Source organism: Dysgonomonas sp. Marseille-P4361 (genome assembly GCF_900343125.1).
GTDB lineage: Bacteria > Bacteroidota > Bacteroidia > Bacteroidales > Dysgonomonadaceae > Dysgonomonas.
Genome location: NZ_OPYL01000002.1, coordinates 399,517 through 415,996, shown reverse-complemented (window position 1 = coordinate 415,996; position 16,480 = coordinate 399,517). Strand labels below are relative to the sequence as shown.

Below are 16,480 nucleotides of genomic sequence, written 5' to 3'. Positions count from 1 at the left end.
TTATGAATACAACATATATAAAAGGAAAACTGCTTCTTGAAGATCGGATTCAAGAAGCATATCTCGGTCTACAGGAAAATCGTATTGTCGGTATTGACAAATCAAAACCAGATGGAGACGTTATTGATTTAGGTGATCATTATGTCCTTCCCGGCTTTATAGACCTGCATATTCACGGCATCCACACTTCTTTGGTGGACAATGGTCCGAATGCTTTGACGGAAATATGCAAAATGCTTCCACGGTATGGTGTGACCGGTTTTTTGCCGACAGTGGCGCCGAGAAGAAAAGGAGAGGATGTGGAATTCCTTTCCAAATTAGTTAAGACACGAACTGAAGGGGCCGAGAAACTGGGGTTTCATCTCGAAGGTCCTTTTTTAAAGATAACGGGCTCTCTGACTTCGGAGGCGATTTCGGGATCGGACACGTCGAGGGTGAAAGCTTTGATTGAGGCGGCCAAACCCTATAAGGCCGTATTCAGTATTTCGCCTGATGTGGAAGGGATCGAACAACTGATACCGCTGATGGCTGAAAACGAAACGCCGGTATTCATGACGCATACGGCTGCAAATGTAGCTGAGACTCAACGAGCAATTGAACTGGGAGCGCGCCATGCTACCCATTTTTATGATGTCTTCCCGTGCCCGGATGTGACGGAGCCTGGTGTGAGGCCTTGTGGTGCTGTAGAAGCGATTTTGGCGGACGAACGGGTAAGTGTGGATTTCATCTTGGACGGCGTACATGTGGATCCGGTCGCCGTAAAGATGGCGTTAGTGAGTAAGCTAAGAGGTCCGGGATGCGTGTGTCTTATTACGGACGCCAATGTAGGTGCGGGATTAAACCCTGGTCGGTTTGTTTTCGGAGGAAGTGGGGAAATTGAGTTTGCTTATCGGGGTGCTCCTGCACGGTTGGTGAAAGACAATACCCTCGCCGGAAGTGGACTGACCATGGATCAGGCGTTGAGAAACGCCGTGAAGTGGTTGGATATGGATCTTGTGGAAACTTCTCAACTGCTTAGTATCAATCCTGCGAGAGTATTGGGGATTGATGATAAAAAAGGAAAATTAGCAGTAGGTTACGATGCTGATTTTGTAGTACTGGACGAGAAATTAGAGGTGTTGCAAACATGGATAAACGGAAAATGTTTTTTTGAAAGGAAATAATATGAAACCTCCATGATTCTCCCCACACCCATGATCATGAAAATGTAGTTGTGTTGGATTGTCATTTATCCTTTTTTATTAGCTTTGTAATGACTGCTTTGCAGTGGTTTTACAAGTTGAATATCAAAGAAAGGATCAATCATGGGAACAGTGCAATTTGAACAAGTTATAAGTCGCGGTTGCGGCTTAGATGTACACAAGAAAACTGTAGTCGCCACCATTGATGGCGAAGGTCTTAAACGTTCGACCCGAGAATTTGGAACGTTTACGAGTTCTTTGACAGAATTAAAAGACTGGTTATTAGACAATGGCATTACGCACATTGCTATGGAGAGTACAGGTGTTTATTGGAAGCCTGTTTATCACGTATTGGAACCCTCTGGAATGAAAGTCTGAATTGTTAATGCTCGTCACGTTAAAAACGTACCAGGGCATAAAACTGATAAAAAAGATAGTGCATGGCTATGCAAGCTTCTTTTGGCAGGATTACTCAGACCTAGTTATATTCCACCTAAGGAACAACGTGAATTACGTGATTTGACACGCTACCGTAAGAAGCTAGTTCAAGACATAGCCTCCAACAAGAACCGAATAGTTCGAATTCTTGAAGACTGCAATGTTAAGCTATCTAGTGTGCTTAGTAGCACAAGCGGTGTAACCGCTACCAAACTAATCGACAAGCTTTGTGAAGGAAAACCCGTAACAATGCAAGACATTGAAGCCGTGTATCACAAAAGACTAGAAGCAACCAAAGAGGAACTTTGGGAAGCCTGTAACGGCATTGTCAGCGAGCATCACGTTTATCTATTACAAACCATTCGTGCCAACAGCCATCATATTGATGTATCAGTACAAGAGCTTAACAATAAGATTAAGAATTTACTGAGTCCTTATGAGAACGCACTGGAGCGACTTCGAGAAATTCCCGGTTTAGGCACCAAAACAGTTGAAGACTTGATAGCCGAAATAGGACTAGACATGGATGTTTTTCCTACATCAGAACAACTGTGTAGTTGGGTAGGTGTATCTCCTGGCAATAATGAGAGTGCTGGTAAAAAAAAGTGGAAGAACCACACACGGAAACAAGCAAGCCAAATCCACATTAATGGAGGCTTCATGGGCAGCCACCCGTACAAAAGGCACCTTTTACAAAGCACGTTATCATCGCTTAGCTGCCAGAAGAGGCAAAAAACGAGCTGCAGTAGCTGTAGCACATTCTATTCTCAAATCGGTTTATCATGTATTGAAAGATGATGTACATTATCGTGAACTTGGAGAAGATTACTTGAATGACAAAATTCAGGATAAGCGTAAGAAGTATTTAAAAAAAGAACTCGAGAGAATGGGTTACAATGTTCAACTGCAGGCTGCACCAGCTTGAGTGTTTGCAAAATGATAATACAAACATAACAGATAGCAATAAACCAAAGGTCGATTTTTTACTAGTGTACGACGCATTTTGGCGTCTAAGCCGAATATGAAACTGACATCAACAGATAAGCACCCCTGATTGTCGCCTAGAGCACGTGTATGAAATTTTAATCTTCTTGTCTGTTTTGCCCATCTGATAACCAGTGCATTTGTCTAAAAGATGAGTGCTATCTTTTATTTTGTCTTAACTGAAGTAAAAGGGTGTTGCGAAAGAATGCAACACGCTAGTAATTAAACAAATTAAATATTTTCGTATGAAACAAATTAAATATTTTCGTATGAAACAAACAGAAAGTACCAAGCCTGACCATTCGATTATTGAGTATCGACCATTTGATTTTAATCCCTCTGGATGGGTGCCGTTTAAGGATAAAGACGAGATTGACAGGGTTGCAAATATAAAAAAGGAGGATATTGAGAAACACCCCAATCCTGAATTTATAATAAAAGTAGTGCCTGATGCCGATGTGGATTTTATCTGGCTGACAGATATGGTCGGCAGGATTAAACATGCGGCTGAAACGGGGAATAGACTTGTGATGATCCTTCCCAATCCGGCACCCATATACAGGCACGTTGCTCGTTTGATAAATGCTTCTAATATTGATTGTCGGAATATTTACGCTTTTGCCATGGATGAATATGCCGATGAGAACGGAAATATAGCCCCTGAAGGATGGGAATTCAGTTTCACCAATGCCATGATGAGGTATTTCTATTATGAACTAAAAGAAGAATTGAGACCACCCAAGGATCATTTTGTCGGATTTACGAACAAGAATTTGAAAGATTACGGGAAAATGATAGACGATCTTGGAGGAGCAGATATCTGTTATAGTGGCCCGGGATGGACGGGACATCTGGCTTTTATAGAACCTGATGCTCCTGAATTTCAGGGTACGCTTGAGGAGTGGAAGAATATGAGCGCTCGGATAGTAACGTTAAGTCCTTTCACGCTTGCGCAAAATTCGTTACATGGTTGTTTCGGCAAGAGTGGTAATCTGGCTGCAGTTCCTCCGAAAGCTGCTACGATTGGCCCTTTAGAAGTGATCAAAGCGAAGCACCGCATGGATGTACATGCTATTACGGTACATGGAACCACTACTGCATGGCAACGTTTTATCTCCCGCCTTGTGTTGCATGGTCCGGTCACACCATTAGTTCCCGAATCCATCTTGCAAACATTACCTACGGACGTATTTGTTTCAGAGACTATCGCACAAAATATAGAAGTGGACTGGTCAAAGGGATATTAGAATAAAATATGATTATGAACCCGAGGATTTCCTTCGGGTTATTTTTTGCGAAAGATATCACTTCCTGAGAACTTATTTGATTCTATTTGGCATATTGGTTGTCCTGTATTGCGCAAAATGCCAGTCGTGATACGGCATATTTCATCTCAAAGAGAATAGTAATTACTTACTTTGGAGTGTAATTAAAGGCATTAATAAAATTAGTGTCATGTGTATGTTATGCCATAAAATAACAGATAAATAAAAGACCCATGATAGGTGACAAATTAAGAGCAGGGGCAGCCACTGTGGATATTACGCCACAAGATGCCCATTTTCTTTTCGGTTATCCGTTCGTAGAACGGGTGAGTGTCGGAGTGCATGATCCCTTGTTAAGTTCTGCTTTATATCTGACTGACGGAAAAGAGAAAGTGTTGTTTATATCAAATGATATTATTTATGTTGATAAAAATATTGTTTCCCGAATTAGAACGGCTGTTTTTGAACAAAAGGGTATTCCTGTTTCCAATATCATGATTGCGGCAACCCATACACATTCGGGTCAGGTGACGGTAGAATGTTTGATTAGCGAAAATGACCCAATCGTCCCGAGAGTAGATGAGAAATACCTGAAGTATATGGAACAGGAGATAGTCCGAGCTGCCTGCCAGGCAATGGAAAATGCTGTCCCTGCTGAGATCGCATTTATAACGGGAGATGCAACGGGGGTAGGAAGCAATCGGCATGATCCTTCTGGTGCCAAAGATATGGAAGTTCCTGCCATGCTTGTCAGAAATAGTGAAAATAAGGAATATATCGCATCCATGTTGGTATGCAGTATGCATCCGACAATACTACATGAAGACTCTACACTATACAGTAGTGATTTTCCATACTATGTGCGCGAAAAACTCCAACAAGATCTATTAGGGAAGGGGTGCCCCGTTATTTATTTTACGGGAGCGGCAGGAAATCAAAGTCCCCGTCATGTGACCCGTGAGAATACGATTGAAGAAGCTTGTCGAATCGGGACGATTGTGTCTGATTCTGTTTTATCGCAACTAAAAGAAAACATTATTTATTCGTCGGAACAAAGAATTTATATTCTACACGCTGATATCGATTTGCCAAAACGACAATTCCCCACGATAGAATGGGCTGAACAGCATAGGAATAGTGTGAAAGGGAGATTTGAAGAATTAAAAAATTCTACGGTAAACCCAAAAGAGATCCGTACGGCAGAAGTGAATTGGTTCGGGGCCGAAGAATTGTTGTTTCTTGCCAAAAAGACCCATTCGAATTTATTGGATGAGGCTTATAGGAATTGTTTACCGGCAGAGATACAAATAATCAGGATTGGAGATTGGAATTTTGCAGCCTGGCCAGGAGAGATTTTTGTGGAATATGCGCTTGAATTAAAGAAATTGCATAAAAACATGGCGCTAATCACTTATGCAAATGGAGAATTACAGGGGTATATCACTACGGAGGAAGCTGTGGATAAAGGTTTCTACGAAGCGGGGAATTCTTTTTTCGATTATAGGTCCGGGGAAATATTGATAAAAGAAACGACAAAGCTAATTGCACAACTGGATAAATGAGTTTCTTTCTGGGAATAGATTTAGGTACAACGTATTTCAAGGCGGGTATATTTGACGAGACCGGAAAATTATTCGGTTTAGGAAGATATCCTGTGAAAAAGAATACTGCTGGCGGAAATATTTGTGAGTTGGATGTGGAGGTTTTCTGGAAAACATTAAATCTTTCTATTCGGAAGGCCATAAAAGAAGCAGATATATCGCCAAAGCAAATAAGGGCTTTGTCTTATTCTTCACAAGCCAATAGTTTTATTTTACTGGATGAGTTCGATAATCCTTTAACATCACTGATTTTATGGAGTGATGAACGGGTTGTGGGTGAATCTGTCCGATTAAAGGAATTCCTGTTGGGGGAGGACTTCTTATATAAGACAGGACTAGGTATCTCTCCTGGCCGGCATTCCCTTATCGCTAAAGTCAACTGGTTTCAAAGTCAGCAACCTCATGTCTGGAAAAAGGTGCGGCATATAATGTCGATATCGGATTATTTGGTATTTATTCTCACCGGCAATCGTATAAGTGACATGAGTACCTCTTCTATGACGGGGTTGCTGAATGTACAGGAAGGGCAATGGTGGCGGGATGCTCTGGATACTTTTCATATTGATGAAAAGCAATTATCGACTCTTTTTAATGTAGGGATTCAGATGGGAAATCTCTCTGAAAGAGGAACCCGGCTGATAGGTTTATCTGCCGGCGCTCTGATATTCTCAGGTGGATTAGACCATCATATGGTGGCTATTGGCGCCGGCATTCCCTATTCGGGGAATATCAGTGAGTCCACAGGGACTGTGTTGGCTTGCGTAAATTGTCAAAACGAGTACAAACCCCGGGCTGGTGTGAATATTGCGCGAGGATTAGACGATAGCCACTATTTTCAAATGGCATTCGCTTCAAATGGGGCAACGGCTTTGGACTGGTATCGATCGAACTACGCTCCCGAATTGTCAGTTCCTGCACTACTTGCAATGGCCGAGAAGGTGCCGCCAGGATGTGAGGGAGTGGTTGCAAAACCTTCTGCAAATGAATATGAGGGGTTAAAAGGTTTTACAGGGATAAATGGCGACCATATGCATGCGCATTTTGTAAGGGCGATCCTTGAATCGACTTCCTTAAGTTTGGGTGAGTTGATTAATTATTTAGACAGGAGCCACACACGGGCAATAATTCCTTCCGGAGGGGGAGCCCGTAGCCGGTTGTGGTTACAAATTAAAGCCGACATGCTCAACCGGACTTTTTTATTGCCTGAATCAGGAGAACTGGCCTGTAAAGGTGCGGCGATGCTATGTATGGTCGGAATGTCTTGTTTTAAGGCTTAGTAGCATCAGGCACTCATTTGACTCGTGAGTTTGCCGCTTTTTTAAAAGCATTATCTTGACAGCGAGCCTATAAATAGTTCTACTTTAGGCAAGTTCTTCCACCTGAATGGTAAACGATTGGAGGAATGGTACCGTTGCCACTTATCCAACTTTCATGAATGGACAGAGCGTGAGCATGCTGATACTTATTTAGTTTTCCCTGAAAATGTCGGATCTCATTTAAGTATTGATGAGACTTCTTTGAGATATGATGAACTTTATACGATTGTTACCAATAAGTCCGCTAAGGGAAGAAAAGGAGCTCTTGTGGCTATCATCAAAGGTACTGCAGCAGATACAGTTATCGAACACTTATCCAAGATTAACCTTTCCAAACGCAAGAAAGTCAAAGAAATCACCTTGGATATGGCTCCCAATATGGAGCTGATAGCCAAGAGTTGTTTTCCTAAAGCCATTCTGGTAACCGATAGGTTTCACGTACAAAAGCTAGCTGTTGAAGCTTTGCAAGATATGCGTATTGCTCATCGCTGGCAGGCTATAGACCTTGAAAATACAGAAATAGAGTTAGCCAAGGAATTGAGAAAGAGCTACAAACCTATTCTATTAGAAAATGGTGATACTCATAAACAATTATTAGCTAGAAGTAGATATTTATTGTTTAAAACCGAGAATAAATGGACTCCAAGTCAAAGATTCAGAGCTAGTGTTTTATTCAAGTATTATCCCGACTTAGAAATAGCTTATAAATTAACGATGCAGCTCAAAGGGATTTATGAACACACAAAAGACAAAATGGTGGCATTGACGAGACTAGCCAGATGGTATGAATCGGTAGAGCAATCAGGCTTTAAAACCTTTGGTACAGTTAAAAGAAGCATAGCTGCACGTTATCAAACCATACTTAATTACTTCGACAATCGTTCCACCAATGCCTCGGCAGAATCATTTAATGCTAAAATAAAAGCTTTTAGAGCAACACTGAGAGGAGTCAATTATATACCATACTTTCTATTTAGATTGACAAATATTTATGCCTAGTCCACAAGAATACGGCATGCTCCCTTTTTTGACTGCTTTTTAATGGGATTTTCTGCTAGGGTCTGAAAACAAATAAGTCCTGAATTCTGCTGAATATCAGGACTTTTCGTCGATTTGTAAATCTTACTGGCGGTATGGACGGGACTCGAACCCGCGACCCCCTGCGTGACAGGCAGGTATTCTAACCAACTGAACTACCACACCATTTTTATTTAATATTGCACTTTCTCTCAAATGCGATGCAAAGATATGATAAGAATTCCAATTCTGCAACAGTTTCTAAAAGATCTGATAATATTTTTTCTTTTTCCGAAACAATTATCAATATTCAATAAGCAAACTCATCCTTTATAAAGGAAAGCAAAAAAAAGAAGCAGCTAATATTTCTATTAGCTGCTTCTTGGCGGTATGGACGGGACTCGAACCCGCGACCCCCTGCGTGACAGGCAGGTATTCTAACCAACTGAACTACCACACCATGCTTTTAAATATTGCACTTTCTCTCAAATGCGATGCAAAGATATGATAAGAATTCCAATCCTGCAACAGTTTTCGAAAGATTTTTTAGAATAAAAATAACAACACAATCGTTCGTTTTTATAGATAATTTATTTTCAAACAATTAATAAAATAACAGAGCCGATTGAAACTATATCAATCGGCTCCTATTATATATCATAAATATATATTTATTTCAAATAAGTATCGAACCAACGAGCAAATTCGCGTTGGAATAGGATTCCATTTTGAGGTTGAGAAATCCAATGATTTTCGTTCGGATAAATCAGCATACGTGTAGGAATACCTTTCAGCTTAGCAGCATTGAATGCCATCATTCCTTGCGAAGCTAATATGCGATAATCCAATTCTCCGTGAGTTATCATTATCGGAGTATCCCATTTTTCGATAAAACGATGTGGAGAATTTGCATACGAACGCTGTGCAATGGAATTATTTCTATCCCAGAAAGAGCCTCCAAGATCCCAATTGGCAAACCACATCTCTTCTGTTTCCAGATATTGAGCTTCTAAGTTAAAGATCCCAGCATGAGCCAAAAAGGCTTTAAACCTCTTATTATGATTACCAGCAAGCCAATATGTAGAAAAACCTCCATAACTAGCACCTGTACAACCTAACTTAGTTTCGTCAACATAAGGTTCTTTAGCCAAAGTATCAATTGCTGAAAGATAATCTTTCATATTTTGGCCACCATAATCTCCACTTATTTGTTCTAGCCATTCTTGACCAAAGCCAGGCAAACCTCTTCTGTTTGGCGCTACAATTATATATCCATTAGCTGCCATCATTTGCAAATTCCAACGATACGACCAGAATTGACTTACTGTACTCTGAGGTCCACCTTGGCAATACAAAAGAGTAGGATATTTCTTGTTCGGATCAAAGTTTGGTGGGAACACAACCCATGTCAACATTTTTTTATTGTCAGTTGTTGTTATCCAACGTTCCTCTACTTTCCCCATTGTTAGCTGCGAAAGAATTTCTTTATTCTCAAAACTCAACTCTGTAGCATCTCCGTTTGCAATATTGACTGCATATATTTCATTCGGTTGCGAAAGAGAATGACGTGTTGCAATCAATTTATCTCCAGCAATACCAAAAGACTCGTAATCATAGTGCCCAGTAGTAATTTGTTTAATCTCTTTGGTATGAATATAAGCTTGAAATAAATGAGTTTTAGCCTCTACGCAAGCAACAAAGTAAATACTTTGATTATCGTCATTCCATGCTAAATAATCCGTATTGTAATCAAAACTTTCTGTCACATATATTTTTTCTCCTGTAGAAAGGTTCATTACGAACATTCTATTTTTATCCGACTCGTAACCATCGCGCTCCATACTTTGCCATGCTATATACTTTCCATCAGGCGAAAACGTAGGATTTGTATCATATCCCATCATTCCTTCTGTTAAGTTTTTAGTTTCTTTGGTTTCTATATTGTATAGGTAGATATCGGAATTTGTAGATAAGCTATATTCTAACCCTGTCTTTTTACGACATGTATAAGCTATTGTTTTACCATCAGGACTCCATGCTAATTGTTCGACTCCACCAAATGGCAACATAGGGCATTCGTATGGTTCTCCTTCTAAAATATCTATACCTTCTGACATTTTATTTCCATCATAATCAGCAACAAAGGTATGAGGAATCTCCTCTATCCATTCTGACCAATGCTTATACATCAAATCTTCAATTATACGACCCGATGCTTGAGGTAGATCTGGATATTTATCAACAGTACGCTCGCCAAATTTGATATTTTTGATGTACATAATTTTTCTACCATCAGGAGAATATGAAAATCCGTTAATATCTCCATCAATATTACTCACTTGCACTCTACTTGTACCATCAGGGTTCATTTCCCAAATTTGAGAAGAACCACTCTCACTATTTAAGAATGCAATTTTTTGTCCTCCTTTTACCCAAACAGCATTGTTTTCACTTTTAGGGGTATGAGTAATTTGCTTTTTATCCGAACCATCAATGTTCATTACGAACAACTCTCGATTCGTTTTATTTTGTTCAATACTAACGTAGGTCACCCCATAAAGGATCTTCGATTTATCCGGAGAGACTTGAACATCTGATATCCTCCCAAAGTTATACAACACCTCCGGAGTCATTATTCCATCTTTTACTTGAATTGTTGATTTACCAATAATGGGCGTTTCAGCTACATCTTCAGCCTCTTTCTTATTATTTGGAGAACAAGCCATTAATGATACGCCACAAATAAATGTCATAATCGATTTATATTTCATAGATTTAAATATTTAGCGAGATCAAAGGTATTTCTTTTGTTGTAGAAAGCCAAAATACAAACCTTTATTTATTCTTTACTTCTTTATTTCCGATTAATATTATAAGAAATACTACTATAAAAGAACATTGACGAACCTACAAAGATCCGTCAATGAAATAAATATAATAAACATTAGTCTTATTACATCTGCAATATTTTATCAAAGCGCGAGCTTAGGTCTTTCAAGTCCTCAAGAGTAGGACCGTTTCCCTGCTCGGTGGTTAACCAAGTATGTGGATAGACTTTTCTAATTTCATTCATCACCTTTGACCAGTTAACATCACCTTCAGTTAGTTTGACTCCAAAGCCTTTCCATCTACCTGAAGAATCTGCGACTTTTTTGCTAAACTCTTTGATATGAATACGCCCTATTCTTTTTCCCAAAATTTTGATCCATTGCTCAGGCCACCCATAAACCAATATGTTTCCACAATCGAAGTAAAATTTTACATTCTTACTCTTAAATTGGTCAACATAGTTACATGCTTCTATAGGACTAAGTAAAAAATTGTTCCAAACATTTTCTATACAAATAGTTACATTCAACTTCTTTGCTATAGGCAATAGTTTTTTTATGCTTTCTTTTGAACGATCCCAACATTCGTCATAAGAGACATCATCACCAACTGTTCCCGGCACTAACAATATTGAATCTGTTCCATACATCTTAGCATCTTCCATTGCTACAATAGCGCCTTCAATTCCCTCTTGACGAACAGAAGCATCGGGGTGAGAAAGAGGCTTAGCCCAATGGGTAGAACAACATACGCTAGAGGCAATCAACCCTGTAGATTTCATAGCATCTATCACCTCTTCCCTATTCATATGACTACTTGGTTCTATTCCATCATAGCCTGCAGCTTTTACCGCTTTACATTTATCCAGAATTGAACCTTCAAATCCTATCGTTTCCCACATTATTGATTTCTTAAAGTTCGATGAAACCGAACTTTTAGGACTTCTCAATGCATCGCTTGCTGTAAGGATTTCTGTATCCATAAGGGATAACATTCCTACTCCCACAACCGTTTTCTTCAGAAAGCTTCGACGTTCCATAAATTAAAAGGTTTAAATTTTTGGAGCTGATCCAGCTACTGGTATTTCTTCTAATATTCCTGGCACAGGTCCAAATTCATAAGTATCTGGTCCTAATTTCATATCAGATGCCATTATCTGATCCCAAGTCACAAATTTCCCGGTATAAGCAGACTCTCTTCCCATGATAGCCATCAAGGTTGATTGCACATGCTGCTCTGTATCATTCACGGGTTTCTTAGTTCTTATTGCTGTGACTAAGCGTACATGTTCTTGTCTGAATGGATCAGGAACAGCCATAGATTGATCGGCATCTTCCGGTTTCGGATGTGGATATTGCCATGCAATCGATCCATCTAAGTTAAATATTGTATCGAAACAGTTTGTATATCCTTTTGTTCCATAAACAAAAACAGTGTGACGATTATCGCAACCATCTATCTGACGCGATGTACAATGTGCTCTAACTCCATTTTCATAAACATACTCGATACTAAAGAAGTCATACATATCTCCTGTTACGCGACGTTGGCGTCCTCCGGTTGCTTCGGCGCTTACAGGCTTATTACTTCCCATAAACCACGACATCATGTCTATTTCGTGTACAAACTGTTCTGTTACAAGATCACCCGAAGTCCAACAGAAATTCACCCAATTTCGCAGCATATACTCCATATCAGTCCATCCCGGTTTCCGCTGAATATGCCACAGAGAACTGCCGAAACGAGTTACATGAGCAGAAACAATATCGCCAATAGCACCTTCTGCTACACGACGATAAGTTTCGATACAGTCTTTTTGTGAGCGTCTGATTGTCCCGCTTATTACAGACAGACCTCTTTGGGTTGCTCTCTTTCCTGCTGCCAATATTTTTCTTGCTCCTACTGCATCAACAGCACAAGGTTTTTCAATAAAACAATGTTTCCCTTTCTCAATTGCATATTCGAAATGCATAGGTCTAAATACTGGAGGGGTACATAATAAGACTATATCTACTCCGGCATCTATTACTTTCTGATATGCATCAAAACCTAGGAAGCATTTATCATCAGGAATATTTTGTCCTTTTTCACTTAACGTTTTTCTACAACTATCTAATTTATCTTGGAAAACATCACCTATTGCAACAATTTCTAAACCATCACCTGAATCAATAAAATTGATTGCCGCTCCTGTACCTCGGCCACCACATCCGACTAAGCCGGCCTTCAAAGGCTGTCCATCAGGTGCCTTTGCTAAGATTTCGGGAACATCTGCTTTAATTTTCGTTTTGCTATCTTGGTCACTACTTCCACCTGAACAACTTGTCAGGATAGAAGGGACTGAGATTGCGCCTAGGGTTCCAACAGCTGAATGCTTAAAGAAACTCCGACGATCTAATTTTCCATTTTTTTTCATGATATATTAAATTATAGTTATTTGAACCTAGTATATGATTGGATAAAAGGGCATATTTTTTATCCATACGAATGCATCCCACTAAGATAATAATTTACTCCGAAATATGTCATCAAAACACAAGCAAAAGCGATGACCGATAATAAATTAAACAAATATGGATTATCCCACTTCTTCACCAGACGCACATGAGTTACGATAGCATATACTACTACTGTAACTAATGCCCAAGTTTCTTTTGGATCCCATCCCCAATAGCGTCCCCAAGATTCATTCGCCCATATTGCACCTAGAAATGTACCAATAGTCATCAAAGCCAGTCCTGCCCACAAAGACATTTCATTTATTATACAAAGTTCTTCTATTCTACTTTTGAGCATAATATTTTTCTTATTTTTATTTATACGTAATAAGACTAAGTTAGTTGTTCCCAGAAGAAAACTAATTCCGAAAAAACCATAGGCTGCTACTATTACAGCAACATGAATCATAAGCCAAGGCGACTTCAATACCGGAACTAAAGGACTTATCTGAGGATTCATCCAGTTTAATCCGGATACGAATAAAATAACCCCAGCAAACAACGTAGCAAGAGCAACTGTGAGTTGACTCTGTCTTGCAAAGACCAGTCCGGCTATAACTGTTATTGCGGAAACGTAGATCATTGTCTCGTACGAATTACTCCATGGAGCATAGCCTGCTATATACCATCTCATTGCCATACCAAAGAGGTGATATAATACCCCTAGAACAACAAAAACGAGTAAGATATTAAATGCTATATTAATCGATTTTCTTTTTTTAAGAATATTTATAAAGGCCAATAACAACAGTACACCTCCTAATATTAAATACACTTTCTTACAAAATCTATTTATATTTAACTCATTGTACAGCAGTTCTGCATCTATTTTATCAGAAGAGACCTCAACCGTTTTATTCTTTTCTAATTGGAATGACTTTATTTCCTCTAAAATTTTATCTGCATCAGCCCAGTTATCAGTACGAACACCTTCTTTTACACTTTGGAGGTAGTGTTCAACATTTTGTTTCACGAAAGAGGAGTCTAAACTGGAAAATGTAGATAAATTATCCCCATAAGCAAACCAGCTATGATTTTTATCTAATTCGTTAGGGAAAATCTTAACCATTTTACGTCCTAGAAGTTGATGCAGAATATTTATTTGTTCATCGAGTTTTATCAGATCTTTATCAAACTTCGTTCGTTCAGATATAGGCTTTGCAAATACCTTATCCAAATCTTCATGCAGCTTATAATTTCCATTCGAATCAAAGAGTTCTGTATAAGCGCACATTTTTTCCGAAATGTCATAATTGAAGGCTATATCATCATTCTTATAGGAAATTAAAGGTATATGCATCCACATTTCAGGGAATGTCAATACGCTTAATAAAAATTGATCTGAATTTAAGTCTCCAAACTTATCAGAACTATGCAACTTCCTTAATACTTCGGACGAGAATGTATTAATAGGCTCTATCCTTCCATCAGTAGCCTGCATGGGTAAAGCTCCAAACTTGGCAGCATGCTCTTTGTCCACTCTATTTTTCTGCAAAGCTTCAACAATATGATTCTCTGCATTCTGCCCTATTAATGAAGATAGAGGGATAGAAAAACATAATAATAATATCAATAATGATTTTTGAGCCTTAATTTCTTTCAAACGAGCTATTAAGTATCTAAATCGAGAGTTATGAACAACGAACGAAAGCAAGAAACCTACTATTAATAAAGCATACCCGGCATATGTGATAGTCCTACCCAACACATCTCTATTTACAGACAAAATTGTTCCCTTCTCATCTGTGTCATATGATGCCTGAAATAATCGGTAACCTTTTATATCTAAAACGTTATTCATAGATATTACTTTTTGCTCAAAACGTCCTTCAGTATGAAGTGTTAAGAGACTTTCATACGAAGAGGGACTTGATGAACCCGGATATCTGGTTAAAGTAAACTTATCCAGCTTAATACTAAATGGCAAATTAAATTTATGCATTCCTTTATTTGTCTGCACAACCATATGGCTAACCGATTCTCCTTCTCTGATATGAATAGTACCCTCTACACCCGAAACGTGGGTAATAAAAGCTCCTATTAAGATTATTATCAATGAGAAATGGACTACTATCCCACCCCACTTCTTCTTTTTGAATAATTTATTTTTTAATGAAGAAAAAATAAAGTTCAGTACTAGAAGCAATTGCAATAAAATAAATAATGGAGAATAGTATATCCATATTTTTGCAGTTTCTGTACTTGTGTATTTCTCTACAAAAGTGGCAATAGCCATAAAGAGTGCATACAGAAGCATCATTATAATCGAAGCCTTGTATGAATACAAAATACCAACTAGAAAGTTTTTCAATTTCATTATTCTATTATAAAATGTTTTATACAAAAGTAAAAAAGTGAAGGATATAAAATATCTCTTCACTTATTTACTTACATATTATATTTTAAGATTGTATTTACAATACAGCCTTTTCCCACTGATCACGCAATAATTTTACAGATTCAGGTACAACGACAGCTCTATCGCCTTTACATCCACATTCGTAGCTAACATACTTATCGTAATTTAGCATTTTCAGAGCTTTAAATCCTTCGATGTAATTATCTGCATCTCCGTCTTCACCTGGCATACTACGACGTTTGCGGCTAGCCACATGCACGTGCTGTAGATATTCTCCTGCAGACAAGAAAGCTCCCATATCTGAATTTTCTTCGAATGTCATATGCCAGAAGTCTCCCATACAACGAACACCCGGATTGTTAATATCGCGACAGATTGAAGCTGCATCTCCTACCTGACGTAGATAAAATGCTTCTTTTCTGTTTAGAGGTTCAAAGATTACAGTTGTACCATGCTCTTTAGCGAAATTTCCCATTTCGTTAAATTGCTCACACAAGAAATCTCGTGTTTCTTGAGTGTGAGGCATAACCGGAACTTGTTGATTAAATGCCGGAACAATAATAACTCCTGTGGATTCTAATTCTCCTGCAGCAGCTATAATCTCCTTCATTGTATCCATACATTCCTTTCTCACTGCAGGGTCTGTTGATAAAATAAAACCTTTAAAACCAGCGCAAATAGCACTTACTTTGATATTGCGTCCACTTAAAGCTTCTTTTATCTCAGCAACACGACCAGCAAGACCTCCACCCCAAGGTTCAAAACCAACAATGCCTAATTTCTCCATGTAGTCGAACTTTTCGTTCAACGTTTCTCCCGGAGCAATTCCTTCTTGAAAAGAAAGTTTTAATTCAGTTGTATTTATTGGTTTTTCCTCTTTAGAAGCAGGCGCTGCACATGCAGAAATAGCTGTGCCGCTTAGTGCTACTAAAGCGGCTCCAGATACTGACGATTTCAAAAAATTTCTTCTATCTAATGTCATAATTCTATTC

11 protein-coding genes, 2 tRNA genes and 1 pseudogene are annotated in these 16,480 nt (G+C 38.8%); 7 read left to right on the top strand and 7 right to left on the bottom strand.

Annotated features, from left to right (window positions below):
- The first annotated feature begins 2 nt into the window (after positions 1 to 2).
- The 7 genes and pseudogenes from nagA to DHU68_RS05510 all read left to right on the top strand — a co-directional run bounded on the left by nagA (position 3) and on the right by DHU68_RS05510 (position 7,784).
- Positions 3 to 1,163, top strand: a complete 1,161-nt coding sequence (nagA, locus tag DHU68_RS05535; RefSeq protein ID WP_108821982.1) for an N-acetylglucosamine-6-phosphate deacetylase — start codon at positions 3 to 5, stop codon at positions 1,161 to 1,163.
- Between the two features lie 141 nt (positions 1,164 to 1,304).
- Positions 1,305 to 2,192: pseudogene (locus tag DHU68_RS14365) on the top strand (IS110 family transposase); the annotation flags it as partial.
- A 16-nt stretch (positions 2,193 to 2,208) separates the two neighbouring features.
- Positions 2,209 to 2,544: a hypothetical protein gene (locus DHU68_RS14360; protein ID WP_255412465.1), complete on the top strand. Its 336-nt coding sequence runs from the start codon at positions 2,209 to 2,211 to the stop codon at positions 2,542 to 2,544.
- A gap of 328 nt (positions 2,545 to 2,872) precedes the next feature.
- Entirely contained in the window at positions 2,873 to 3,850 is a 978-nt protein-coding gene (locus DHU68_RS05525; RefSeq protein WP_160111078.1) for a hypothetical protein, read from the top strand.
- A gap of 251 nt (positions 3,851 to 4,101) precedes the next feature.
- Entirely contained in the window at positions 4,102 to 5,430 is a 1,329-nt protein-coding gene (locus DHU68_RS05520; RefSeq protein ID WP_108821980.1) for a neutral/alkaline non-lysosomal ceramidase N-terminal domain-containing protein, read from the top strand.
- The gene (locus tag DHU68_RS05515) at positions 5,427 to 6,746 is read left to right on the top strand and encodes an L-fuculokinase (RefSeq protein ID WP_108821979.1); all 1,320 of its coding nucleotides are present in this window, start codon (positions 5,427 to 5,429) and stop codon (positions 6,744 to 6,746) included. The genes DHU68_RS05520 and DHU68_RS05515 overlap by 4 nt, the downstream gene beginning before the upstream one ends.
- A 117-nt stretch (positions 6,747 to 6,863) precedes the next feature.
- Positions 6,864 to 7,784 carry a transposase gene (locus DHU68_RS05510; RefSeq protein WP_221405552.1) on the top strand — a complete coding sequence of 307 codons (921 nt, stop codon included), beginning with the start codon at positions 6,864 to 6,866 and terminating at the stop codon, positions 7,782 to 7,784.
- A 127-nt stretch (positions 7,785 to 7,911) separates the two neighbouring features.
- Here DHU68_RS05510 and DHU68_RS05505 read toward each other — a convergent pair.
- The 7 genes from DHU68_RS05505 to DHU68_RS05475 form a co-directional block, all read right to left on the bottom strand.
- Positions 7,912 to 7,988 (bottom strand) — tRNA-Asp (locus DHU68_RS05505).
- Positions 7,989 to 8,185: 197 nt separating this feature from the next.
- Positions 8,186 to 8,262 (bottom strand) — tRNA-Asp (locus DHU68_RS05500).
- Between the two features lie 211 nt (positions 8,263 to 8,473).
- A complete protein-coding gene (locus DHU68_RS05495; protein ID WP_108821977.1) occupies positions 8,474 to 10,573 on the bottom strand; it encodes a S9 family peptidase in 2,100 nt (699 codons plus the stop codon).
- A gap of 182 nt (positions 10,574 to 10,755) precedes the next feature.
- Positions 10,756 to 11,670, bottom strand: a complete 915-nt coding sequence (locus DHU68_RS05490) for a sugar phosphate isomerase/epimerase (RefSeq protein WP_108821976.1) — start codon at positions 11,668 to 11,670, stop codon at positions 10,756 to 10,758.
- Positions 11,671 to 11,682: 12 nt separating this feature from the next.
- The gene (locus DHU68_RS05485; protein WP_255412455.1) at positions 11,683 to 13,047 is read right to left on the bottom strand and encodes a Gfo/Idh/MocA family protein; all 1,365 of its coding nucleotides are present in this window, start codon (positions 13,045 to 13,047) and stop codon (positions 11,683 to 11,685) included.
- 59 nt (positions 13,048 to 13,106) lie between these two features.
- On the bottom strand, positions 13,107 to 15,446 hold the full coding sequence (ccsA, locus tag DHU68_RS05480) for a cytochrome c biogenesis protein CcsA (protein ID WP_108821974.1): 2,340 nt from the start codon (positions 15,444 to 15,446) through the stop codon (positions 13,107 to 13,109).
- A gap of 97 nt (positions 15,447 to 15,543) precedes the next feature.
- Entirely contained in the window at positions 15,544 to 16,470 is a 927-nt protein-coding gene (locus tag DHU68_RS05475; RefSeq protein ID WP_108822144.1) for a sugar phosphate isomerase/epimerase, read from the bottom strand.
- Positions 16,471 to 16,480 lie beyond the last annotated feature (10 nt).

Bases quoted from the DNA above. Each gene is read 5' to 3' on its own strand.
- nagA (WP_108821982.1), top strand. From the start codon at position 3: ATGAATACAACATATATAAAAGGAAAACTGCTTCTTGAAGATCGGATT.
- DHU68_RS05525 (WP_160111078.1), top strand. From the start codon at position 2,873: ATGAAACAAACAGAAAGTACCAAGCCTGACCATTCGATTATTGAGTAT.
- DHU68_RS05520 (WP_108821980.1), top strand. From the start codon at position 4,102: ATGATAGGTGACAAATTAAGAGCAGGGGCAGCCACTGTGGATATTACG.
- DHU68_RS05515 (WP_108821979.1), top strand. From the start codon at position 5,427: ATGAGTTTCTTTCTGGGAATAGATTTAGGTACAACGTATTTCAAGGCG.
- DHU68_RS05495 (WP_108821977.1), bottom strand. From the start codon at position 10,573: ATGAAATATAAATCGATTATGACATTTATTTGTGGCGTATCATTAATG.
- DHU68_RS05490 (WP_108821976.1), bottom strand. From the start codon at position 11,670: ATGGAACGTCGAAGCTTTCTGAAGAAAACGGTTGTGGGAGTAGGAATG.
- DHU68_RS05485 (WP_255412455.1), bottom strand. From the start codon at position 13,047: ATGAAAAAAAATGGAAAATTAGATCGTCGGAGTTTCTTTAAGCATTCA.
- ccsA (WP_108821974.1), bottom strand. From the start codon at position 15,446: ATGAAATTGAAAAACTTTCTAGTTGGTATTTTGTATTCATACAAGGCT.
- DHU68_RS05475 (WP_108822144.1), bottom strand. From the start codon at position 16,470: ATGACATTAGATAGAAGAAATTTTTTGAAATCGTCAGTATCTGGAGCC.